Source organism: Hyphomonas jannaschiana VP2, from assembly GCF_000685215.1.
GTDB lineage: Bacteria > Pseudomonadota > Alphaproteobacteria > Caulobacterales > Hyphomonadaceae > Hyphomonas > Hyphomonas jannaschiana.
The window spans coordinates 99886-123435 of record NZ_ARYJ01000009.1 but is presented as its reverse complement, the minus strand read 5'-3'; the positions used below and the strand labels follow the sequence as shown (position 1 = coordinate 123435).

The 23550-nt window shown below is 59.2% G+C and carries 20 protein-coding genes and 1 pseudogene; 5 read left to right on the top strand and 16 right to left on the bottom strand.

What is annotated here, in order from left to right; genetic code table 11:
- A partial coding sequence (locus HJA_RS13705; protein ID WP_206741725.1) for a hypothetical protein occupies nucleotides 1-657 on the top strand: 657 nt, incomplete at its 5' end.
- Nucleotides 658-726: 69 nt separating this feature from the next.
- Here the strand turns inward: HJA_RS13705 and HJA_RS13700 are convergent.
- The 13 genes from HJA_RS13700 to HJA_RS13640 form a co-directional block, all read right to left on the bottom strand.
- Nucleotides 727-1956 (bottom strand): TolC family protein, encoded by a 1230-nt coding sequence (locus HJA_RS13700; protein ID WP_035583261.1) that lies wholly within the window; start codon nucleotides 1954-1956, stop codon nucleotides 727-729.
- Complete coding sequence (locus HJA_RS13695) at nucleotides 1953-2264, bottom strand: DUF3240 family protein (protein ID WP_035583259.1); 312 nt, start codon at nucleotides 2262-2264, stop codon at nucleotides 1953-1955. The genes HJA_RS13700 and HJA_RS13695 overlap by 4 nt, the downstream gene beginning before the upstream one ends.
- Nucleotides 2240-5350 (bottom strand): efflux RND transporter permease subunit, encoded by a 3111-nt coding sequence (locus tag HJA_RS13690; protein WP_035583257.1) that lies wholly within the window; start codon nucleotides 5348-5350, stop codon nucleotides 2240-2242. Before HJA_RS13690 ends, HJA_RS13695 begins: the two co-directional genes overlap by 25 nt.
- Before the next feature lie 5 nt (nucleotides 5351-5355).
- On the bottom strand, nucleotides 5356-6411 hold the full coding sequence (locus HJA_RS13685; RefSeq protein ID WP_081814715.1) for an efflux RND transporter periplasmic adaptor subunit: 1056 nt from the start codon (nucleotides 6409-6411) through the stop codon (nucleotides 5356-5358).
- Between the two features lie 131 nt (nucleotides 6412-6542).
- Entirely contained in the window at nucleotides 6543-7547 is a 1005-nt protein-coding gene (locus tag HJA_RS13680; protein WP_035583253.1) for a sensor histidine kinase, read from the bottom strand.
- The gene (locus tag HJA_RS13675; RefSeq protein WP_035583251.1) at nucleotides 7544-8218 is read right to left on the bottom strand and encodes a response regulator; all 675 of its coding nucleotides are present in this window, start codon (nucleotides 8216-8218) and stop codon (nucleotides 7544-7546) included. The genes HJA_RS13680 and HJA_RS13675 overlap by 4 nt, the downstream gene beginning before the upstream one ends.
- Before the next feature lie 68 nt (nucleotides 8219-8286).
- Nucleotides 8287-9297, bottom strand: a complete 1011-nt coding sequence (locus HJA_RS13670) for an alpha/beta hydrolase (protein ID WP_035583249.1) — start codon at nucleotides 9295-9297, stop codon at nucleotides 8287-8289.
- Nucleotides 9298-9448: 151 nt separating this feature from the next.
- The gene (locus HJA_RS13665; RefSeq protein ID WP_035583248.1) at nucleotides 9449-10576 is read right to left on the bottom strand and encodes an acyltransferase family protein; all 1128 of its coding nucleotides are present in this window, start codon (nucleotides 10574-10576) and stop codon (nucleotides 9449-9451) included.
- A 133-nt stretch (nucleotides 10577-10709) separates the two neighbouring features.
- Complete coding sequence (locus HJA_RS13660) at nucleotides 10710-11963, bottom strand: hypothetical protein (RefSeq protein WP_035583245.1); 1254 nt, start codon at nucleotides 11961-11963, stop codon at nucleotides 10710-10712.
- A gap of 4 nt (nucleotides 11964-11967) precedes the next feature.
- On the bottom strand, nucleotides 11968-12717 hold the full coding sequence (locus tag HJA_RS13655) for an SDR family oxidoreductase (RefSeq protein WP_035583310.1): 750 nt from the start codon (nucleotides 12715-12717) through the stop codon (nucleotides 11968-11970).
- Nucleotides 12717-14039: an FAD-binding oxidoreductase gene (locus HJA_RS13650; protein WP_035583243.1), complete on the bottom strand. Its 1323-nt coding sequence runs from the start codon at nucleotides 14037-14039 to the stop codon at nucleotides 12717-12719. Before HJA_RS13650 ends, HJA_RS13655 begins: the two co-directional genes overlap by 1 nt.
- Complete coding sequence (locus tag HJA_RS13645) at nucleotides 14036-14467, bottom strand: GtrA family protein (RefSeq protein ID WP_035583242.1); 432 nt, start codon at nucleotides 14465-14467, stop codon at nucleotides 14036-14038. Before HJA_RS13645 ends, HJA_RS13650 begins: the two co-directional genes overlap by 4 nt.
- Nucleotides 14464-15969: a UbiA family prenyltransferase gene (locus HJA_RS13640; protein ID WP_206741723.1), complete on the bottom strand. Its 1506-nt coding sequence runs from the start codon at nucleotides 15967-15969 to the stop codon at nucleotides 14464-14466. The genes HJA_RS13645 and HJA_RS13640 overlap by 4 nt, the downstream gene beginning before the upstream one ends.
- Nucleotides 15970-16241: 272 nt before the next feature.
- Between HJA_RS13640 and HJA_RS13635 the strand changes: the two genes are divergently transcribed.
- Nucleotides 16242-16721: a MarR family winged helix-turn-helix transcriptional regulator gene (locus HJA_RS13635; RefSeq protein WP_035583306.1), complete on the top strand. Its 480-nt coding sequence runs from the start codon at nucleotides 16242-16244 to the stop codon at nucleotides 16719-16721.
- Here HJA_RS13635 and proB read toward each other — a convergent pair.
- Nucleotides 16718-17881: a glutamate 5-kinase gene (proB, locus tag HJA_RS13630; protein WP_035583240.1), complete on the bottom strand. Its 1164-nt coding sequence runs from the start codon at nucleotides 17879-17881 to the stop codon at nucleotides 16718-16720. The genes HJA_RS13635 and proB overlap by 4 nt on opposite strands.
- A 276-nt stretch (nucleotides 17882-18157) precedes the next feature.
- Between proB and HJA_RS13625 the strand changes: the two genes are divergently transcribed.
- A complete protein-coding gene (locus HJA_RS13625) occupies nucleotides 18158-18907 on the top strand; it encodes a pyrroline-5-carboxylate reductase family protein (RefSeq protein ID WP_051597709.1) in 750 nt (249 codons plus the stop codon).
- Nucleotides 18908-19063: 156 nt separating this feature from the next.
- A complete protein-coding gene (gene putP, locus HJA_RS13620) occupies nucleotides 19064-20560 on the top strand; it encodes a sodium/proline symporter PutP (RefSeq protein ID WP_035583236.1) in 1497 nt (498 codons plus the stop codon).
- Nucleotides 20561-20590: 30 nt separating this feature from the next.
- Here putP and HJA_RS18780 read toward each other — a convergent pair whose 3' ends face one another.
- The gene (locus HJA_RS18780; RefSeq protein ID WP_241764367.1) at nucleotides 20591-21004 is read right to left on the bottom strand and encodes a hypothetical protein; all 414 of its coding nucleotides are present in this window, start codon (nucleotides 21002-21004) and stop codon (nucleotides 20591-20593) included.
- 24 nt (nucleotides 21005-21028) lie between these two features.
- Nucleotides 21029-21292: pseudogene (locus HJA_RS18885) on the bottom strand (TetR/AcrR family transcriptional regulator); the annotation flags it as partial.
- A 301-nt stretch (nucleotides 21293-21593) separates the two neighbouring features.
- On the opposite strand from HJA_RS18885, the gene HJA_RS13610 reads away from it, so the two are divergent.
- Nucleotides 21594-23321: a CIA30 family protein gene (locus tag HJA_RS13610; protein ID WP_206741722.1), complete on the top strand. Its 1728-nt coding sequence runs from the start codon at nucleotides 21594-21596 to the stop codon at nucleotides 23319-23321.
- The last annotated feature ends 229 nt before the right edge of the window (nucleotides 23322-23550 follow it).

The window sequence follows — 23550 nt, the reverse complement described above, 5'->3', positions numbered from 1 at the left end:
TGGGAGGTGAGGGCGCTTCGTATCCGTCTGATAAGCGCCCATGCCACACTCTGTGCCATGACAGACCTCACCGATTTCATCACGCACGCTTTTAGAACGATCGCCCGCGCCGTGGCGGAAGCGGGCGTGAATGCGGATCTGTTCAAGCAGCCGGAGATGATTTCGAAAACAGTGAAGCGCCGCGTCTCGGCAGAGCTGAAACGGTTGGGCGTTCTGCTCCGCCGTCTGATCTTCCTCATGGCGCTGCAGGTGGAGCTGGCGCCGCTTACGCCGCGTCCGGTGAGCAATTATTTTGAAAAGACAGAAGGTGAGCCGAAGGCGCGCAAGGCGTTCTTTTCCGTCTTGCCCGTGCCCGCCTCAGAAGCGCCGGACTTCCTGCATGGCCCGGTCATCGTGCCGACACGTGCCCCCGTGCCCGCTGCGCCCCTGATCGCGCGCTGGGAAGCGATGCTCGACACGCTGAGATACCGCCAGCGCCGCGCAAAGTGCCTCGCCCGCACGATCCAGCGCTGGAAGGCGGCCGGCGAAGCCCGGCCCTTCATCGCGCCGATCGCCAAGACCCACACCATGCCCGCCGCCTTGGGGATTGTCTCAGGCGGGCTCACCGTGCAGCTGATCGAAGCCCTGAAAGACTGGCCCAGCTTCAATACGAGCTGAGCCTCGCCAACATCAGGACTTTTGCCGGAGCGCCATGGGCGTTTCCGGGCGGATGTGCTGGGAACGGATTTACTCCGTCGCCGGACCGCCCGTGAGCGCCAGAAGGTGAAGCACATCACTTTCCAGCCGGGCGCGTTGTTCGGCGACTGTCCGCTCCGCTGAAATCAGCGCGCGGCGTCCGTTCAGGAATTCGGTGATGGTGATCTCGCCATAGTCATATCCCTTCTGGATCGTCTCGAGGATTTTCCGGGAGGACTCCGCCGTTTCGAGCGATTTCTCATACAGCGTCATTGCAGCGCCGAGGGACTGGCGGGCAGACTGGACTGCCTGGAAGGCTTCGCGCTGGGCCGTTACCCGGTCAAGCTCGGCGACCGTGGCGGTGGCCGACATTTCCTGCGCATAGGCCCGGCGGGCCGAGCCGCCGATGGGAATGCTGACCCGCGCCATGACACTGGTTTCCGAGCCGCCAAACTCATTGCCGAAGTCGAGCCCGAAGGTCGGGTCCGGGCGCTTCTCCATCCGCGCCCGCTGCGCTTTCAGCTTCGCCTGCTGAGCCAGCAGTCCGGCGCGGCGGTAGGCAGGTGTGTCCTCGGCGGTCGCTTCAAACAGCGGGTCGATCATGGTTCCCGACACATCCAGCGGCGCAGTTGTTTCCGGGAACACGATGTCCGGATACCGCGCAACGAGGGCTGCGCGCGCAACTTGTGCAGCAGTCCGGTCCTGCTCAGCCTGCAGCTGCAGCAGCCCTGCTTCCGCCGCCAGCTGGTCCGCCCGGATCTGGCGTTCTGCGCCCTTGTCCACGGCAATTTGCTGGAGTTCGGCAATCCGCAGCGCTTCAGCTGCCTGGGAGGCGGAAGACGCCGACAGGAGGTCTGCCCGGCGCCAGGCGCTCCACAGCATCGCGAACTTCTCACGCTCGGCAAACAGGGACTGGTCCAGCCCGGTGCCGGCGAGGTCCGTTTCCAGCTGCGCCAGATTGGCATCGACCTGGCGTTTACCCGGCAGCCGGACGGTGCGGGAGATGCCGGCAGACCATTCCGTGTACCGGTTTTCCGAAGCGAGCGGATCATCGATCTTGCGCTGGCCGCCGCTGGCATTGATCTCGAACTCATACGGGCCGGATGCAATCCGCCGGGCCGATGCACTGGCCCGGTCCACATCCGCCTTGGCGGAGCGATAAGTGGGGCTGGTGCGAATGGCCTGTTCCATCAGGTCTACAACCGGGTCGGTCTGGGCTGCAGCCGGCTGAGCAAGAACAAGAGTGCCGGCGAGGGCAGCGGCAAAAAGGAAACGTTTCATTTCAGGCGTCCAAAATCGAGTACGGGTTCGATCCAGTAAGAGATCTGTCGGCGTGGGCAGGCCTGCCGGATGGTTTCCAGCACCAGCGGAATGGCGTTCTCCGGCAGAACCATCAGCACGGTGAAGACTTTCATTGCGCCTTTCACCTTCTCGGCCGTCGAGGCGAGATCCATGGAACTGCCATGGCCGAGGCCGTCCTGGCTGGTATAGCCCGGGAGCGGCGGGTCGATTGCGTCCAGCGTATCCAGAACGGTGGGCTGGATGCTTTTCGGGCAGACCAGGGTCAGTTTGCGTAGGGGCGAATCCATTGGACCTCTCCTTGCGGCACACCGGCCGGCGTGCGGTCGACACCGAACCGGCGGTACAGCACCGGCAGAAGGAACAGTGTCAGAATGGTGGAAGATACGAGCCCGCCGACCACAACGATCGCCAGCGGACGCTGAAGTTCTGAGCCCGGCCCGTGGGCAAACAGGAGCGGCACGAGGCCGAGGGCAGCTGCCGTTGCGGTCATGAGCACCGGACGGAGCCTGCGTTCGGCGCCCTGGCGCACGGCCTGCTCCGTGTCGAGACCAAGCGCGCGGAGGTCATTGAAACAGGTCACAAGGACCAATCCATTGAGGACCGCGATACCGAGCAGGGCAATGAAGCCGACCGATGCGGGAACCGAAAGATATTCGCCGGACAGGCTGAGGGCGATGATCCCGCCGACTAGTGCGAAAGGAATGTTCAGGAGGATCAGCGTCGCCTGCCGCATAGAGCGAAGCGTGGCGAACAGGACGACAAAGATCAGTCCGAGCGAGAGAGGCACCATCAGGGACAGCCGGGCCGAGGCACGGCGCTGGTTCTCGAACTCGCCGCCGAACTCCAGCGTGTAGCCCGCCGGCATCGGTCCGGAGGCCTCCACGGCGGCCTGGGCGTCCGCCACGAAGCCGACGAGGTCACGCCCGGAGACAAATGCCTGAACCACCGCATAACGGGAGCCATTCTCCCGGGCGACCGAGGCGAGACCGGCAACGCGGGAAACGGTGGCCACATCGGAGAGACGCACCATTTCTCCGGCCGGGTTGACGATCAGGAGATTGCCGAAGTCAAACGCGGCGCTTCCTTCCGTCTGATCCTGGCGGATGATGATAGGCGTGCGCCGGCCTGGCTCGATCACTTCCCCTGCGATGACGCCTTCAAGCCGCGACCGGAGTTCATCCTGGATGGTGATGACATCCAGCCCGAGGCGGCCTGCGCGGGTCGGGTCAATGTCCACCTGCAGATATTCGGACACATCATTGGAGGCAGTGAAAACGTCTGCAGCTCCCGGAACCGTGGAAATGGCTTGCTCCACCCGGCCTGCCAGCGCGGCGAGTTCGTTGGAGTCCGGGCCGAAGATCTTCACGGCCAGATCCCCCCGGGAACCGGTCAGCATTTCGGAGACGCGCATTTCAATCGGTTGGGTGAAGGAGGATTCGATGCCGACAAAATCATCCATGACAGCCCGGACTTCACCGACCAGCCACTCCGTATCCGGTCCGCGCCACTCTTCGCGTGGAGCGAGTTCGAGGAACATGTCGGCTTCATTCAGCCCCATCGGGTCGAGGCCCAATTCGTCGGAACCGATGCGGCCGACAATATGCTCGACTTCTGGAACCTTCTCCAGAATGGCGGCCTGCGCGCGCATGGCGTCGGCTTCACTCTGGTTGAGATTGATGGACGGAAGGGCCGCAAGCTGCATCACGACCGATCCTTCGTTCATGGTCGGCATGAATGTCTTGCCGGTGGCCGTGTAGGCGAACCCGGCAAAGACCACACTGATCGCGGCGATGGCGTAAACGATCACCGGCATGTCGAGCACACGGTTCAGCAGGCTGCGGTAAACCGGCGTGAGGACCCGCATCAGGAAGGTTTCATGCGTGCCGGAAGATTTGAGGAGGAAGGAGGCCAGGACAGGGATCAGCGTACAGGCGAGCAGGAGCGCGGAGCCGAGGGCGAATACGATGGCCAGAGCGACCGGAGAGAACAGTTTGCCTTCCAGGCCCTGCAGCGTGAGAAGCGGAACGAAAACCAGGCAGATGATGAAGATGCCGGCAGCAGTCGGCACGGCGACTTCAGATGCGGCGCGGTAGATCACATGCAGTTTGCTGGCGTTCGGGTTTTCGTGCAGGCGCTCAACCGCATTCTCCGTCACGACGATGGCGCCGTCGACGATCATGCCGATCGCGATGGCGAGGCCGCCAAGGCTCATCAGATTCGCCGACAGGCCGAAGAATTTCATCAGGAGGAAGGTCGCCAGCGCGGATGCGGGCAGGATCAGCGTCACGACAAGGGCCGCGCGCCAGTCGCCGAGGAAGACGATGAGGAGGGCAATCACGAGAACGACAGCGATCAGCAGTGCCTCAGTCACAGTCCAGACCGCTTTTTCGATCAGGTCGGAGCGATTGTAGAAGACTTCGATCTTCACGCCTTCCGGCAGGCTGGTCTGCAGTTCGGCGAGCTTGTCTTCCACACCTTTGACGACCATTCGGGCGTCGGCGCCGCGAAGGGCAACCACGATGCCTTCAACGGCTTCGCCAGCTCCATCACGCGTGACCGAGCCATAGCGGGTGAGGCTACCGAGCTTGACGGTCGCGATGTCACGCAAGCGGAGGACTTGCCCATCGGTTTCGCGAACAACCAGTGCGCCAATGTCCGCCTCGTTTTCAGTTGCACCAGTGGAGCGCACGACCAGGGCTTCTTCGCCTTCGGACATGCGGCCAGCGCCGTCATTGCGGTTATTGTTTTCGAGCGCGGTGCGGATGTCGTCCAGACTGATGCCGGCCATGGCCATGGCAGCTTCGTCGGGCGCGATGGTGAATGTCCGTACCCGGCCACCGAGCGCATTCACATCGGCGACGCCAGGCAGGGTGCGCAGGGCAGGGCGGATGACCCAGTCGAGCAGGGACCGGCGTTCCTCAAGCGAGAGATCGTCACTCTCGATGGTGAACATGAAGACTTCCGACAAGGCGGTGGAGATCGGGGCGAGGCCACCGGAAACGGTTTCCGGGAAATCTCCGCTGACGGCCGTCAGGCGTTCAGAAACCTGCTGGCGCGCCCAGTAGATGTCGGTGCCCTCTTTGAAGTCGATGGTGATGTCGGCAATCGCGTATTTTGCCTTGGCGCGCATGATGGTCTGGTCGGGAATACCGAGCAGTTCCATCTCCAGCGGGCGGACAACGCGGGCCTCGACTTCTTCCGGCGTCATGCCGGGTGCTTTCAGGATGATCTTCACCTGCGTCGGTGCGATTTCCGGAAAGGCATCGATGGGAAGGCGGGCCGATGCATAGAGACCGGATATGGCCAGCAGCAGGGCGGCACCCAGGATGAAGATGCGCTGCGTGAGCGAAAAGGAAACAAGACGATCCAGCACGGTCCTCAGACTCCTTCAGCGAGGTTCTTGAGCGCGGCAAGACCGGAGACGGCCACGTCGTCGCCCGGTTCAACGCCGCTGGTCAGCACCGCATCTTCCCGGCTCCGGGCAAGGACCGTCACCTCGACACGGCGGAAGCCGTCACCGGTGTCGACAAAGACGCAGTCCATGCCGCCGATCCGGACGATGGCGCGGGCGGGGATCACCATATTGGCTTCCTGTCCGGCGGTATCGAGCGAAAGGTCGACCAGCTGGCCGAGGCGCCACGAACCGCTCTCAGGCAGTTCGATCTTTATCCGGACGGACTGTAGGCGGGCGTCGATTGTCGGATCGATGGCGACAACAGTGCCTTTCCCTGCATTGCCGGCGAGGGAGACGGATGAGCCGATTGTGAATGAGTTCGCGACACGCTCCGGCAGGGCGACATCCAGCCAGTACCGCTGGCCATCAAAGATCGAGAGGAACGGCTCCGACATGCCGACGGCTTCCCCGGCGGCGACAGAGACGCTGGCAACTGTACCGGACGCAGGCGCCACGAGCTTGAAGCGGCCTGCGCTGCCGGCGCTGCGCACTGCGGCGAGGCGGCGCTGCGATGCGGCGAGGTTCAGATGCGCCGTCCGGGAGTCGTGTTCGGCTTCGTCTGCTTCCTGGGCAGAGCGCAGGCCGAGTTCGCGAAGCTCGGTGACCCGTTCGAGCAAATGGTCCATGTGTTCCGCCATGATCCTTTCGGATTCGACCTCAGCCCGGGCGGTCTCATATTCCGGGCTGTACAGCAGCGCGACCGGGTCCCCGGCTTTGACCTGCATGCCCGGAATGACGAGCGGTTCGAGTAGCACGGCTTCGAACGGGCTTGCGACCGGAGAAGAGTTTCCCGGCGGCGCAATAACGGTCCCGAACATCCGCGTGCCTTCGATTGTGCTTTCGGTGCGAACGGTTGCCGTTGAGATACCGAGCGCCTTCCGGCTTGCTGCGGTGACTTCAACTGTCTGGGAAAGAGCCCCCTGGCTGCAGACAAGCAGGGCGGTGGCCGCCAACGCTGTACGTAATACCCAATTCACCATCGTCTTCTCGCCGTTTCATGGTTTCTGTCCATGAAGGTGTTTCTGACAGCACTCTCTGACACGATCCTGACGCGAAATTGCGCAACTGCATGTGTGCTATGCGGATCAGGGGGCGGTGCGGTGCTGAAAGATCAGGCAGGCCGGGCGCCGGGGAAGCGAAGCGCAAGTCCGGAATATTCCGGCAGGCAGGTGACGAGTTCACCGCCATGGGAGTCGGCAATCCGGTCAGCGATAGCGAGGCCAAGGCCGGCTTCGCCGCCGGGTGCCCGGTCTGCCCGAATGCCGCGGGCTTTCAGCTTTTCCAGTTCGCTGGCCGTCAGGCCCTTGCCGCCATCAATGACGGCGAGTTTCGCCCCGGGGCCTGCGCGGACAATAACTTCACCGCCTTCCGGCGTGGCGCGCAAGGCGTTGACAACCAGTGTGCGGAGCGATGCGGCGACCGCCTCTTCCAGTCCGCGGAACGGGGTGGGATTATCTGTCTCAACCGACAGGTCGCGGCCGGCCTGGATCGCTGCGGGGGCCAGTTCTGCAACGACCCGGCGGGCCAGCGCGTCCGGCTCGATCAGGTTGTGGCGCTGGTCTGTGTCGGGGGCATTACTGCGGGCGAGCAGCAAGAGCTGGTCGACCATATCGGAAAGGGCGCGGACTTGCGTGCGCAGAGGCGCTGCATCCTCAGCGGGCAGTTTGTCGAGGGAGAGCGCAAGAATGGAAAGCGGGGTCTTCAGCTCATGCGCGGCATCGGCCGCAAAAGCCTCCTGGCGCCGGGCATGGCTGGCCAGGCGGCTGGTCAGTTCATTGACCGCTTCTGTAAATGGCGTGAGTTCGCTGGGCAGGGCATCGGGCGGCATCTGATAGCTGCGAAGCTCCTGAGCGGCCTCCTGCACATTCCCGGCGATCGCCTTCAGCTGCCGCTCGACCCGGCGGACCACCAGAAGCGCGCCTGTGCCAAAGAGCAGAAGGAACACACTGAAGGGGATCAGAACATGTTCCGTGATTTCGCGAACGGTCCGCCAGAGCGGGGGCGGATTGGCACTGAGCAGACCATACTCGTAAGTGACAAGAACCGTGAGGACGGTGCCCCCGACCAGGCCCGAAATCAACAGGCCACGAAGCAGTCTGCCGGCGATGGAGTTCATGACGTGCCCCGGTTTCCGAACAGGTATCCGACGCCGCGGACTGTGTGGAGGATGTCGTTCTCTCCGGCCTCGGCGAAGCGGCGCCGGAGCCGGGAGGCCACAGCTTCGAGGGCATTCGGCGTGACCGGATCTACGGCGCTGTAGAGTGCGCCTTCGATGCGTTCGCGGGGGACGACCTTGCCGGCATTGCGCAGCAGGATTTCCAGGAAATCGGCCTCTTTCCGGCCGATGGACAGGGGGCGTCCCGCCAGCTCTGCTTGCCGGCTTGTGGTGTCGAACGTGACCTCTCCTACGGTCAGGACCACCGGGTCGCGGCGTCCGGGACGGCGGATCAGGGCGCGCAGCCGGGCGGCGATTTCTTCCACTTCGGCCGGTTTGACGAGATAGTCATCCGCGCCGGTATCCAGACCGGTGACGCGGTCATCCAGCGTGCTTCGCGCAGAGAGGATCAGCACAGGCGGACGGTCTGCCGGCAGGCCGCGCAACCAGTCGATGCCGTCCCCATCCGGCAAGCCGAGATCGAGCATGATGACATCGAACTGCCCGACGGCCATGTGGTCGTCAGCCTCCGCGATCCCGCCGGCAATATCGCTGTCGATCCCGCGTGCCCCAAGGCGCTCGGAGAGCAGGTTTGCCAGTTCTCGATTGTCTTCAATGATCAGCGTTCGCATGCGTTTCGGACGTCCGGTATTTTAAACAATCCTATCCGCAAAAGCTGACATTGTCCTGACCGGTTGGCCTAGTTGTTCAGCGGCACGGATCTGGTTTCATAAACCGGCGTGCCGGACTCCAGGTGTGCGGTGATGAAATCATAGGTGATCTGCAACAGCGTTTTTCCGTCAATCGTGAGAGAGCGGACGGGAACTTCACCAAAGCTGTGTCGCGCGCCCGTAACGGTATAGAACGCATAAGGGATGTTGTTCGCGGCGGCTTCGGTCTTGATTGCCTCGGCGAAAGAATAGTCCACAACGTCATCCTGATCGCCATGAAGGATCAGGAGCGGTGGTTCCCCCGCATCCATGAGGCCGTCATAGATGAAACGTCCCCAGTAATTGATCATGACCTGAGGCTTCGGTGAGTAGATCGAATACTCGTCCAGGCCGTAGGTCACGTGGAGGCCGATGACGGACCCTGCGGATTCACCCCAGATGGCAAAGCGGTTCATATCAACGCAGAGATCGGCATCATTGTCCTCGATCCAGCGCAGGGCTTTCGTTGCGTCTTCGATCGAACTGGCAATCGCATCGGCTTGTGCCTGAAGGTCATTCGAAATGACGGGACCGACGCCGGAGTTCAGGATGGCATCGCGAATGGGTTGGAATTCCGCTGACGGAACCGGGTCATCGCCAATCAGGCGATAGTCAATTGAAATGGCGACATAGCCCTGATCCGTCAGCTCGGAGGCAAAAGAAGGCCAGGGCGGGGACTGTTTCGATCCGATCTCAAATCCGCCGCCATGCACCAGAACCACCAACGGCCGGGCCGTCGTGCAGGCTTCGCCAGACTGGTATACGTCCAGAAGAAGGGACTTCGATCCGTTGGCCAACAGGCCGCTGCCATACACGACGTCCGTCTGGCTCGTCGGCACCGCTGGGGGAGGCGGTGGCGGCGGGGGCGGAGGAGGAGGAGGTGGTGGTGGTGGCGGAGACACCGGTGTGCCGGTCGATGAGCCACCACCGCCTCCGCCGCCGCATCCGGTGAGGAGCGCCAGCGCCGACACGGAAATCAGGAGGGGCTTGAGGTATTTCATTCCGGCATTCTCCCGGGGAACCGGGCGTTACGGCGCATACGCGTCTGGCCCGGCATTGCCAAAAACCAAGGCCAGCGAAAACAATCGGATGACCTGATGACTGGTTAAAGCAATGACGGATCAGGCTGTCTATCTTCGATCAGCTGTTCGCTTAGCGGGATCTTGTCACTGCCACATTGTCCGCAGGCGCTGGCATATTGGCCTCGGCCCGTTTGCGGCGTGCCTTCAGCCATTTGTTGATCGCGGCGCGGACAGGCTCATCGTACCATTGCCAGGCCGCGTAAGAGACTGCCATCGAAATGCCGAGCACGATGAAGCTGCCAAGCGCGGGAGTTTCCAGGATGACCGGATATTTCCACGCAACCCGCTTGACCGTCTCGTAGATCGGGAAGTGCAGGATGTAGAGCGCGTAGGACATGCCGCCGAGGGTCGCGAAAGTTGTCTGCAGCCAGCGCGGCGGCTGAACAATCAGGAATAGCCACAGCAGCGTCGGCCCTACCATGGTCACCAGAATGATGTCGCGAGGGAGTTTCCAAGGCTCCGGCGCGCCAATGCCGTAAAACAGGATCAGCAGAATGAGCGGAACGGAGATGAGGCTTCGCCGTGAGGACGTTTCCTTCGGCTTGCCCATCAGGCGATAGATCAGCACGCCTGTGAAGAAGGTGCAGCCGACGCGGCCGAAACCACCCCAGAATTCCGTCCAGCGGGATCCGAGATCTGTCGTATCGTAATGGACGGCCATTGCGAGAAACAGGGCGATGCTGAGTGCCACGACGACCAGCAGTCCGCTCGTCCGGCGGATCAGCGGATAAATCAGGATGTAGAACAGGTTGATGACCAGTTCGAAGAACAGGGTCCAGGCCGGAACGTTTGCGGCATAAATGTATTCGGATCTCGGATCCATCCACGGAACCATGAGGAATGCCGGTGCCGAGTTGAAAAGCAGGTCGCCGAGAGAGGAGTTCGGACCATCGCCATAATAAGCGTAAAGGTGGACCGCCGTCCCCATCAGGATGCCGAGGATGTAGAGCGGATACAGCCGCACGATCCTGGCCAGCATGAACTGCCAGGGCGTCATGCCGCGGTCAAAGCGGGGCTCATAGGCGAAAGCGAGAACAAAGCCGCTGAGAATGAAGAAAATGTCGACCAGCGGGACCAGAGGGAGTGTCGGAAAGCCGGGCCAGAACATGGCGCTGTGCCCAAGGACCACGAGGATGGCACCTACACCGCGTCCACCATCCAGCGTCAGAAAGTTCTGGCTTTCGAGCCTGGTCTTCATTTCAACGTCCCCTGCAAGAGTTCTTGCTTGCCAAGGATGCAAGTTACACGCCGATAGAAGGCAGCAATAGGCCTTTCTCAACCCGGCGGGGGATTTTTGTCGTTTTGATGGCGTTCCCGCTTGCCAGAACTGGTCAGTGCTCGCTGTCAGACACGGACTGAGGGGCGCTATTGCTGCGGGAAAGCATCACGAACAATGCGGTCAGGGCGAACACGACAAGGCAGGTCAGCATGAGGCGGGGTTGCCACCACAATCCGTCCATCCTGTACTGGTCCAGCTTGTCGGTCGTGGTCAGTCCCGCAAGCAGAATACCACCAGCGACGAACCCGGCCGAACCGGGCATGGACTTGCATTCATCATCATCCGGCGTCGTGTCTGCCATAGTCGCTAGATACACCAGCAGAATATAGGCAAAAAAGCGTGCCCAATCGTGGGCGATCAGCATGAGCGGGAAGACCGCCAGCATGACCAGGGCGAAGGAGATCGCCGCCCGCGCCTGAATGGACGTCGGCGGGATGTTTGCGCCGTAGCGCGAGGCGATTACCATAAGCCCGAGGAAGACCGGTACCATCATGGCGCCGCCGACGCGTGCCGCGGTTTCATAGAGACCGTAAAAGCCGCTTCCGAACATGCGTGTCAGTTCTTCGCTCAGCAGGTTATCGAAACTGTCGAACTTCCCCTCGTAGGCGAACCCAGCGCCGCCAAGATGCAGAACGGGGTTGGACGCCGGCGCCTCAGCCATGTTTGTGAGCATGAGGATGGCGACGATAATTGCGCTGGTCGCGAGGCACGCGCCGAAAGCTGTCCAGGACGCCAGGTCTCGCCGCAGGACAAGAGCCTGAACGCCGAGAGCCGGCAGGACGAAGAATACACTCGCCTCGTGCGTCAGCGACATGAAGAGGCCCAGCAGGGCAAACACCGGCGCAACGATCAGCAAATTCCGCGTCGGCAGGACGAAGCGGGCCGTGAGTAGGTAGATCAGCAGGATCAGCTGAAGCGGGTCGCCCAGCGTTTCAAGCAGGATGCCGAATGTCGCCGGGGATACAAAAACGGCTATGGAGAGCAGGATCGCTTCCCACTGTCCCATCCTGCGTGTGAGGCGCCACATTGCATCAATTGCGACAGCCGCAAGGCCAATGGCCACGATCCAGCTGGCGATGGTGATCAGGGCGTAGCTGGTATTGTCAGCGCCGACGAAGGAAATCATCTCGCCCAGGAGGCCGCGTCGGGCAAATCCGCCGGAATAGTCCCGTGCCCAGTGCGTGGCCCAGTATTCGTGCGGACCGAACCACTGGAACAGGTGCCGCTCCCCGCGGACGAGGAAGACGAGATAGAATGCCAGCGCGCCCGAAAGCCAGAAGCTGTGTTGTCTGCTGAGTCCGCGCATCGTGTCAGATGCTCATCTTCTTGAAGATCGCTTCCGGAATGTGTGTGATGATCAGCATGATCAATGCCCAGACCGGCTTTGTATAGACGGTGTTCTTGCCCTTCCGGACGGCTTTGACTGTCGCTTGGGCGACCTCCTCCGGATCGGCCGTGATAGGGCCGGGCAGCTTCATGCCTTCGGTCATCTGTGTCCGCACGAAACCGGGCTTCACCGTTACGACGTGGACACCTTTCCTGGCCAGCCGGTTCCTCAGTCCGGAAAGAAAGGCGGTGAAGCCTGCTTTGGCTGAGCCATATATATAATTGGTGGCGCGGCCACGATCGCCAGCAACCGAGCTGACGCCGACCAGTGTACCTGAGCCGCGCTCTTCAAAACGGTTCGCGAATAGCCCCAGGATGAGGGCAGGACCTTCATAGTTGCTACGCATGACGCGCGCTGAAAGGTCTGTGTCTTTCTCGTTCTCTGCCTGCTCGCCCATCAGCCCGACGACGCTCACCACGACATCCGGCAGCACGCCAAGACTGTCGATGAATGCCTCCATCTTGCCGGTATCCAGCACATCGAATTCATGCAGACTTACGGGAACATTGTGCCGCAACGAAATATCGGACTTGTCTGTCTCGAGGTTTGCCGCATTGCGGGCGGCAAGGGCGACGGCGTAGCCATCCGCCGCGAAACTGTGCGCGATCGCGCGTCCGATGTCGGAGCGTCCGCCCAGCACGAGCACGGTTTTCTGTCTGGAAGTATCTGTCATCACAGGACCAGCCTATCCGATTGGGCTGAGGAAAAGGTTTCCGCCGCCGACGTAGATTTCCGCATTTCCCTGAAATCGCTCACGCGCGTGTCAGATTTCGCCAACGTCTCAGCCTTCAGACGGGAGTCTTTGGCCAGGTAGAAGCGACCGCCATGAGCGATGGTGATCTCATCGAGCCGGTTCATGAGTTCGAGGCTTCGGTTATTGACCGGGAAATCGAGCGCCAGAGTGTAGCCCTCCATAGGAAAAGAGAAGCGGCTCTCCTGAGCACCAAATCGCTTCAGCACCGACAGGAATGACCCCTGGCCGGCTGCGCTGATTGCCTCAAGAAGCGCTTGCATGCCGTCTTTGGACTGCTCCAGCGGAATAACGCATTGGAATTGGGCGAACCCTTTGCGCCCATAGATCCGGTTCCATTTGAGTATGGCGTCCAGTGGATAGAAATAGGTGTCCCAATCCACCAGTTGCGTTCCGGTTTTAGAGCGGCCTGCGCGATAGTAGACTTCGTTGAATGCCTTCACGGTCCAGCGGTTCAGGGCGAAGCCGGGGGCATCCAGCGGGACAGTCAGCTTCCGTTTCCGGGGCGTCTGAAAGGGGGCTTGCAGCTGCTTCCGTGGTAGGTCTGCATGGGCAGCGTGCTCGCCAAGATAAACGAGGGAGCGGCCGAGCGATGCGCCGGTACTCAGGCAATCAATCCAGGCGACAGAATAGGTGGAGTCTGCGGATCGTTCGAAAATATCGATGGCAGCGGCGAGGTTTTCCGCTGGGATGGTCGTCTGGCGGATCCAGCCGGATTCGACGGGGCGGAGACGAAAGGCCGCCCTGACGATGATGCCAGTGAGCCCCATGCCGCCGACCGTCCACTCAAACAGGTCCGGGGTCTCATCCCTTGAGCAGCGCCGGATTTCGCCGTCTGAGCATAGAACATCGACCCAGTCGAGAAAGGTGCTGAACGCCCCGTCACTGTGATGGTTTTTTCCGTGCACGTCGGCTGCGATCATGCCGCCGACCGTGACGAATTTCGTCCCGGGCGTAACGGCTGGAAACCAGCCACGCGGAAGAAAGCTTGAGATGATGTCGGCAAGGAGTACGCCAGCTTCGGCGGTCAGTTGGCCACTTGCTTCATCGAAGGCCAGCATCCGGCTCATGCGGCGCATGTCGATGGTCATGTGACTGTTCAGGGAGCTATCGCCGTAGGAGCGGCCATTTCCCCGGGCAATTACCTGCCCGGATCGGACAAGCCCAGCCAGGTCCGCTTCATTTCTTGGCGAACTAGTCTTGCACTCGACTGTCGGATACCGCCCCCAACCGGATAGTTTCATGAGTCCGGTCCGTCAGAGACGAGTTGAGCGGATGAGAAAACGAAGCGGCGGTCGAGTTGGTATTTCACAAAGTAGCCGACGGCCAGACCGGCGATGGCGCCGACTTCGCGCATGAAGTCTGTTTTCCAGATGAGCCAGAAGGCTGTTTCAGAGGACCAGAAGATGGCGGTCGTGAAAACACCCATGATTGTATAGAGAGTGAATTTCCGGCCGTGAGCCTTCAATCCGGTTTGTATATCGCCAAAGATCCATCGCTTATCGAGGATGTATTTGACGACCAGGCCGGTCAACGTCCCGGCGGCGACGGCCGCAGCATAGAAAAACGCGTCGGTTCCAAGGGTGAGGATAAAGCGCTGAGTTCCAAGATTCACCAGCGTCGCAATCACTGCGAAGGCCGTGTATCTGAAGACAAGTTCGCGGACAGTCACAGGAGCACCCCGGCAGCCGCACAACCAACTCCCAGTACGCCGCAGAACAGGCTGGTGCGGTCTTTCACGGCAAACACGATCGGATCGTCGTGCATACCGCCTCTATGGGCCACCATGACCATACGATTGATCCAGAAGAGCAGGATCAGACATAGGCCCCAAAGCGCTGCTGGCTGGCTGTAAAGCGCGCTGACCGCAGGTGAGTTCAGATAGAGCGCAAGGACCAGGACGGATACGAAACCCGAGCTCGTTGCCATCTGGGAAACGATTGGCAAGTCGTCGATGATGTAGCCTCTGCCGGACGGCTTGAGCACTTCCCGGCTGGCGCTGTCGACCAGTTCCGCCTGTCGCTTGACGGAAGCCAGAGCGAAAAAAAGGAACACCGAGAACGCCAGAAGCCAGAATGACAGGACGATCCCCGTGGCGGCAGCGCCCGCCAGAATGCGGATCGTGTACAAGCCGGCCAGCGTGACGATGTCGATCAGTACCCTGCGCTTCAGGAAGAAGGAATAGGCCATGGTGACGGTGTAATACCCAGCCATGACCACGAGGAAAGGAGGCCCAAGGATGGTGCCGAGACCAATTCCTGCCATAAGCAAAACCGGTGCGAGCAGGGTCCCATGAGCAAGTGATAGATCCCCTGAGGCGAGTGGCCGGCGATGCTTGCGCGGATGTGCCCGGTCTGCTGAGAGGTCCAGCAAGTCGTTCAGCAGATAGACGCTTGAGGCGATCAGGCTGAAGCAGATGAAAGCCAGACCGCTCTGGAGAAGCGTCGTGGCGTCGATCCTGTGGCCCGCGATCATGGGAATGAAGACCAGCATGTTCTTCAGCCATTGATGTGGTCTGATCGCTTTCAGGACTGGGCGGAGTGATTTAGATCGCCGTGCAATGTGGTCGGCCTGCTCGCAGGCCGCTTCAGCACTCGCCCGTAACGCGCTGCCCGCATTTACGGTGATTGCCTTGGTTGCTGTTTTCCAGACGGCAATGTCTGCCCGGCTATCGCCCATATAGGCGTAGCCTCTCTCGCCGAAGCGATCTGTCAGAAATTGAGATTTTCGGTGGCCCTTCAGATTAAGTTTGCCGTCGGAGCCGTGGATTTCGTCAAATATTCCCAGATGCTCTCCAATCGTACGGACGATGTTTTCATCCGAAGCGGAAACAAGAGCGGCCCGGCCACCGCGTTTTTTCCACGCGTGAATATAGTCAATGACAGCCTGATTGTAGGGAAGGGTGACCGGGTCGATCCGGGTTTTCGCCGACAGGGTGCGCTTGAGTGCCGCTCGGCCCTTAAAGGCTTTCGGTATCAGTTTCAAAGGGGTCAGGACATCAGATGAGCAAGCGGCCCAGAAGGACTCGGCCAGCATATCCGTGCGGATCAGTGTGCCATCCAGGTCTACGACCAGAACCGGCATTGTGCCGTTATCAGCCAGGTCGCCGATGATCATATCGGCGCCCGCGTATCGCTGATCGCCGTCCATGGGGGAGCGGTCAGAATTCGCCATGATATACCCCGTCGGCCCTTGCGCTGTCTCCGCTGAGTGGAGTGCCGCCTGCCGTTCACCCTATTTGCTGGTTCAATTACTAAGATTTTGCAAGAGACGTGCCGGAAAGCTGCGTTTAACCAGGTGCTTAACCTTCTGTTTGACTGTGTGCATGAGGCATCCGGTGCGAAGCTCGCAGGGGCGGTGGCGCTGAACTTCCCGACTGCAGATTGCGGCTCTGAATGCGGTTCATAATCTGGACAAGGCCAGTGGGCCGGGTATTCCATTTGCACATGAGCCAGTATCACGACCTACTCATCGCGCTGAGGCGCATCACGCGCGCCATAGACATGCACTCCAAAAAACTGTCGAAGGACACAGGGCTGACTGCGCCCCAGCTTCTTGTGCTGCAGAGCGTAGCGGCTGCCGAGCGGGCGAAACCCAGCGACATTGCGCGTCAGGTTCACCTCTCTCAAGCCACGATTACATCAATTGTTGATCGGCTTGTGCGGGCAGGCCTCGTTGTGCGGGAAAGGAACGAGCACGATCGCCGCAGTCTTGAGGTCGTCATCACTGAAAAGGGCGCTCAGCACCTCGTCGGCGCGCCGGAGCTGCTGCAGGAAGGCTTCCAGTCGGCATTCGACCATCTTGCGGATTGGGAGAAATCCATGCTGGTCTCGAGCATGCAGAAAGTCGCGTTCATGATGGACGCCGACAATCTGGATGTTGCCCCCATACTTGAGGTTGGTGACATCAGCGATACGGAAAACTAGGTATCCTGTATCTGCTCCAGTTCATCTTCCGGTGGCGTATCCCACTGGATGTGGCGGTCATCCAGCACCACGATGTTGTCGCGGCTGACGATGGTCGCATTCGTCTGAAAACCCAGCAACTGTTTGGCAGGAATTTCCTTGTTCCTTGCAAGGATAATCGTTTCTTCCGCGGTGAAATTGGCCAGGCCGCGTGCGCGTTCGTTGCCGTCTTCATCGTAGATGTGCAGAACATCGCCCCGTACAAAAGTGCCCTGGATCGATTGAATGTCCTGGCGCAGCAGGCCGCGTTCACCATTGCACAGGGCTTCAGCTGCGTCTGCAGGAACAACGATGCTGCCAGCCATCTGGAGGCGATCGGTCAGCCATGCCGTCCAGTCTGTTGCCGGTTTGGCGTGCGCGACACACCGCGTATGCTTGCGTGATCCATCGAGCAGGGAGGTGACAGGATTTTCGGCTTCGCCATTTCCGATCAGGGTCGTGCAGCCTGAATTCTGCGCCATATTGGCGGCCTGCATTTTGGTGAGCATTCCGCCTGTGCCCAGGCTGCTGACGCTTTTGGTGACCTCCAGAAACTCGTTCACATCATTCACGGTTTCCACCAGCTGCGCACCAGGTTCTTCAGGGTTGCGATCATACAGACCGTCAACGCTGGTCAGGATGATCAGCGTTTCCGCCTGAACCATCTGGGCGACTTTCGCAGCCAGGCGGTCATTGTCACCGACCCGGATTTCTTCTGTCGTGATGGAGTCGTTCTCGTTGACGATCGGCGTGATGCCAGCCCGTATAAGTCTGTGTACTGTGTTTTTCGTGTTCAGGAATCGGCGACGGTCTTCGAGATCTTTCAGGGTTACAAGGACCTGGGCAATATCGAAGCTGTATTCGTGAGCGACCTGCTTGTAGGCATTCAGCAGGATAGGCATGCCGCACGCAGCAGCGGCTTGTTTATCTCTGAGGCCGGCAGTCTCGGGGGACTCGCCAATCGTGCTCAAGCCAAGTGCAACGGCGCCTGACGAGCAGATCAGGACTTCGTATCCCTGATCGCGGAGTGTCTTAACGTCGCCCAGCAGCTGTTGAATGAAGGCCCAGCGCGGTGTGAGCATTTCTTCGTTCGCCAGCAGGCTGGATCCGATCTTGATGACAATACGCTTCGATTTTGGCACGCAGGGCTCCCTTGTTCCACGGGCTAGCACCTAGGCTGCGTTGCTGAAGTTCGCAACACGATTAGAGCACAAAGTAACAGTATGTTGCGCCTGAGGTGCAGTTATCTTCCCAAAACCTATAGAATTAACAAACTATTGGCTATGCTGGGGGCCGGGATGCCTGCACTGCAATGAGAAACCGCAGCAGAAAATTTGAATTCAAAGTAAGATCAGCTTATGTGCGGAGCAATGATTCTTGGAGGACCTATGCACGCTTTAATGATCGGTTGTGGAAATATGGGCGCTTCGCTGTTGTCCCGGTGGGTGGATGTGCCTGGCATGTCGTACTCGGCGGTCGACCCTTTGGCGACCTTTCCGGACTCGCGTGTGGAAGTGTTCAAATCAGCAGATGACATTCAGGGTGGACCATTTGACCTCCTGATTATCGCGGTGAAGCCGCAAATGATCGCCGATGTCATTCCGGATTATCTGAAGTTTATTGCGCCGGATGCGCCAGCACTTTCCATCGCGGCGGGTGTTTCCTGTCAGCGGCTGGAATCGATCGTGGGGTCACGTTCTGTGATCCGTGTGATGCCGAATATGCCGGCCAGTGTCGGCAAGGGTGTCAGCGGTCTGCTCTTCAACGATAAAACATCGGACGATGTTAAGGAGACGGCGCGTACGATGATGCGCGCTGCGGGATCTGTCGTCGAGGTGGAGACAGAAGACGGTCTCGACAGGTTTACAGCCATTGCGGGTAGCGGACCGGGGTTTGTCTTTGAGATGGCCCGCGCCTTCATGGAAGCCGCAAAAGAGCTGGGTTTTGATGACGGCGAATCCCGCAAACTCGTTCTGGACACCATTGCTGGCACGATAGAGATGGCGAGCCAGTCCGGGAAGGATCTGGCTGAACTTAGAAACGCTGTTACGAGCAAGGCTGGCGCCACTGAGGCCGGCTTGAAACAGCTGAATGGTAATGGCGAGTTATCCAGATTAATGCTCGCAACAACACAAGCTGCGTACAAGCGCACTGTGGAGTTGCGGTAAGGAAAGATTATCGTGTGGCGGGGCTGAAGATTAAGGTAAAGTTCAAGGGCCTCTGCTGCCGGTGATACCCACGCAAGCGGGAGCACCGCTGTCATTGCATCAAATTTTCCGGCGTCGCCGGTATAAACGAAATACGAACACGGAAAAAGCGAGTCTATGAACTACGAAGCTCTGATTTCTCTTGCGATATATTTTGTTCTTATGCTGGCCATCGGCCTGTACGCTTATCGTAAGTCCACCAGTGACGTTTCCGAATACATGCTGGGTGGGCGTCAGTTGCACCCCGCAGTCGGGGCGCTTTCTGCTGGCGCCTCAGATATGAGTGGTTGGATGCTTATGGGGCTTCCGGGCGCGGTATTCGTATCCGGCTATAGCGCTGCATGGATCGCTGTCGGGCTCGTGATCGGGGCGTATCTCAACTATTTGTTCGTTGCGCCGCGCCTTAGGGTCTACACAGAGCTGGCTGACGACGCGATCACTATTCCGGACTTTTTCGAGAAACGTTTCCACGACAAATCACGTATGCTGCGTGTGTTGTCATCGGTTGTGATCGTCATTTTCTTCACGCTGTACACCTCTGCGGGAGTTGTCGCGGGTGGCAAGCTTTTCGAGGCGTCGTTTGGGCTTGATTACCAGCTTGGACTGTTCCTGACAGCCGGGGTTGTTGTGGCCTACACACTGTTTGGCGGCTTTCTCGCTGTCAGCCTGACAGACTTTGTTCAGGGCTGCATCATGTTCGTGGCTCTGATCCTTGTGCCAATCGTCTCCTTCATTGTCCTGAAGAACGAGGGTGACTGGGCGTCGGCTGCCGCATCCGTGGAGCCCGGCTACTTTGGCATGTGGCCAAAGGGCATGACGATCATGGGGGTTATTTCGTTGCTCGCCTGGGGACTTGGTTATTTTGGCCAGCCCCACATCATTGTCCGGTTCATGGCCATTCGGTCCCTCAAGGATATTGCCACGGCCAGATATATTGGCATGAGCTGGATGATCGTGACGGTGATTGGTGCGGTGCTGACGGGGATCGCCGGCTATGCCTACACATACGCCCATGGCACTCCCGTAGAAGATCCGGAGACGATTTTCATCATCCTCTCCCAGATTCTGTTCCACCCGCTCGTGGCAGGGTTTCTGCTGGCTGCAATTCTCGCGGCAATCATGAGTACGATTTCGTCACAACTGCTGGTGTCTTCCAGTTCGTTGACGGAGGACTTCTACAAGACGTTCCTTCGTAAGGAAGCCAGCCAAACCGAACTTGTTGCCGTGGGGCGGATTTCGGTACTCGTCGTTTCGCTGGTCGCAATCGGGCTGGCATTCGACCGGTCGAGCAACATCCTGTCACTAGTGGGTAATGCCTGGGCTGGGTTCGGCGCAGCCTTCGGTCCGATTATCCTGCTTAGCCTGTATTGGCGCGGTCTTACCCGCAATGGCGCTCTGGCCGGGATGATTGTGGGGGCAGTCACGGTTCTGTTCTGGCTGTATGCGCCGATCGAGATCAATGGGAAGTCCCTGTCCGATATTCTCTACGAGATCGTGCCTGGTTTCGTGTTCAGTGGAATTGCAGCCATTGTTGTCAGCGTTGTTGGCCGGGATGTGTTGCCTCATGTCGCTCACCGTTTCGGCGAAATGGAAAAAGCTATGAAGGCTGACTGAATTTGAGTGGTCAGGGCCCAGGAGAAGGGCTCAGGGGCTTTGCCTCAAGCGGTCATGATAGCTTGCGACAAGGAAGCACACTTCCTGTGTGATGTTGTCTTCCTGTTCGGGGGCCTCAATTGCCATTTCCGTGGCAGAGAACATGAGCTCGATTGTCAGTCTCGTTGCTGTTACCAGCCTGTCTTCGGCTATATCTGGCAAGGTCTCACGGAGCGCGTCGAGCACTTCCTTTGCGACCAGCTCACGTGACTCCAGGCGGACCTCCTTGAGCGCGGGAATGACGCGCATGACACGAAGAACCCATGCGCCACCGGGAAATGCCCTGGTAATTTCATTGACCTCTTTTTGCAGGCGAAGGGTGCTTGCAACGGTTTCCTCGAAGGTCTGCGTGTTCAGGCCGCCGTCGTGAATCCATGCGAAGACGGCTTCGTCCTGCGCTTCCATCAGCCGTCGTCCCAGTTCATGCAGAATGGCGTATTTGTTCGGAAAGTACCGGTACAGGGCAGGCGGAGTCAGGCCGGCCCGTTTACATATCATATTGGTTGAAAGGCGTTCGAAGCCCACTTCTGACAGAAGCGTGCCTGCAATGGACAGGATCGTTTCAAACGTGTTCCGCGCCCGGCTCTGGGATGGGGAAACCTTGGTTTCCAGCTCAACGCTATCCGGTGCCACAGATTGGCCTTCGGTCTTGGACTGTTTGATCGGTGCTGGCTTTTGCCTCGATCCGGACATGTTTCCTCTCTCGATGCCTGTTTCTTTCCTGTGTTCATAGTGCGCTAGAGAGCCTTTATTTCACTCATATCCTGACAATCAAGCGTGCCTTTCCGATGAGTCCATCAGGTGTCTCTGCGCAATTGGCGGCCGGGGCTTGGTGCATGGGCGTATTTCGAATGCATGGGAAAGGTGATTGTCGAATACGAAAAAAATGCGACGAGGTCTGGATAGAATCCAGTGGTGAAGCGTCACCACTCGTAGACGCAATGTATAATTACGGGAAGATCGAATGGTGTGCAGGTCGTTGTGTTCGTGCCTCTTGGCGATTTCCATTTCAGGCGGCGCTCTGGCTCAGGACCTGGCAATCACCGGCGTGACTGTTTTTGATGGAACGGGGGCTGACCCATACAAGGCAACCGTTATGTTCGATGATGGGCTTATCTCAGCAGTGGATAAGGCTTCGGGCCCCGCGCCAGAAGGTGTGCCATCAATTGATGGGGATGGCCTTTCGTTGCTTCCGGGATTCTTTGACCTGCATGTGCATTACACATTCGGTGGTGAGCCGGCGACCACGCCTCAGATCTCGGCAAACTACGCAAAGACTGGCGTCACGTCAGTGTATGACTTTGCGCAGGCACCTGAAGCGTTTGCGCCCAAGCGGGCATGGCTGGAGACGCTACCCGGGCCAAGGGTCAACTTCGCTGCCAGAATGAGCACCACGAATGGGCATGGCGCGGACTGGTCTGACAAGAGCACGACCAAATGGGTGAACACACCTTTCGCAGCCACCGAGGCGATCAGGGAATTACTGCCTTATGAACCGGATGTCATAAAGGTTTTCACGGATGGCTGGCGCTACGGATCAGGCGTCGACAATACCAGCATGAATGAGCCGACTCTGACCGCCCTGGTGGAAGAGGCACACGCTCATGGACTGAAGGTGCTGACGCATACCGTCACCAAGGACCGGGCAGAGATCGCCGGGCGTGCGGGTGTCGACGTGATTGCGCATTCTGTGCTCGACCAGCATATCGATCAGACAACGATTGATGCACTTAAGGCGGGCAGCACGGCCTATGCCGGGACGTTGGCAGTTTACAATCCAGATAAGGCCGGGACGCCTGCCTTTGAGCGGGAACATCCCTTGTTCAAGCAGCGGCAGGCACGTTTTCAGGTTGGCCTGGATAATATGAAGGCACTGTACGAAGGCGGTGTGATGATTGCGCTGGGGACTGATGCAGGTATGCCTCGCACGCCGCATGGCTATGCAACTCTGTCCGAAATGGAGTTGATGGTTCGCGCGGGCCTGCCGCCAGAAGCTGCGCTGATCGCAGGTACAGCAAACAGCGCCCGGGCCGTCGGAGTGTACTATCAGCGCGGTTCGATTGAAGTCGGTAAAGACGCTGATGTGGTGTTGATCGCAGGCAAGCCCTGGGAAGACATTTCTGATTTGCATAACACCAGATACACGTTCGTCGGCGGTAAGAAAGTTTTTGGCGAAGGGGCGCCAGAGCCTGTGGCTTCGGAGTATATGGCCTCATCGAGCGTGGACTCGGAAGTCATTGATGACTTCGGCAGCGAAGATGGCCGCTCATCGCGGGATACGCTTGTCGTGGGCGATCCGGATGGTGGGCTGGAGCGTAGCTGGCAGGTCTTCGAGATCATCGAGGATGGTGAAAGAGGTGGCATTCTCCATCTGACGGCAGACCTGGCGCTTCGAGAGGATGCCAAGGCGGGGATTGCAATTCCTATGAACCGGGGATTCGTTCAGCCAGCGGATGTATCTGGGTATTCTGGAGTGTCTCTGGATGTGCGCGGTGACGGTGGGGTGTATACACTCATGGTTTCCACGACGGATGGGCGCTGGGTTAGTACTTTTGTGGCTGGCGATGAATGGCGCACCGTTGAGTTTCCATTTGCCAACCTGGCGGCGCCTGCAGAATGCGCGGAATGGTCAGGTGACAATATCTTGGACATCAGAGTGCTGATTAAAAGGGCCGGTGGTGAGGTTGCATGGTTTGAGCTTGATGAGGTGAGGCTCTACTGAGTAATTGCGCTCTGATCCAGGTAGCTTAATATAGGCTGTCTGGGGGGTAATGCCTGCTTTCTTTTTTTTGGGAGGCCGTCCCGGTTTGGGAGGGCCTCTCTATTTATAATTCCTATACAGATTATGATCTTTCGTGCGTGGTGACTTTGCCTGCGCTGGTGCAACATTTGTGTGCAGTGGGCATAAAGTGAAGAGATTTTTGCGCTTATGGCGTGTCACGCAATGTTTC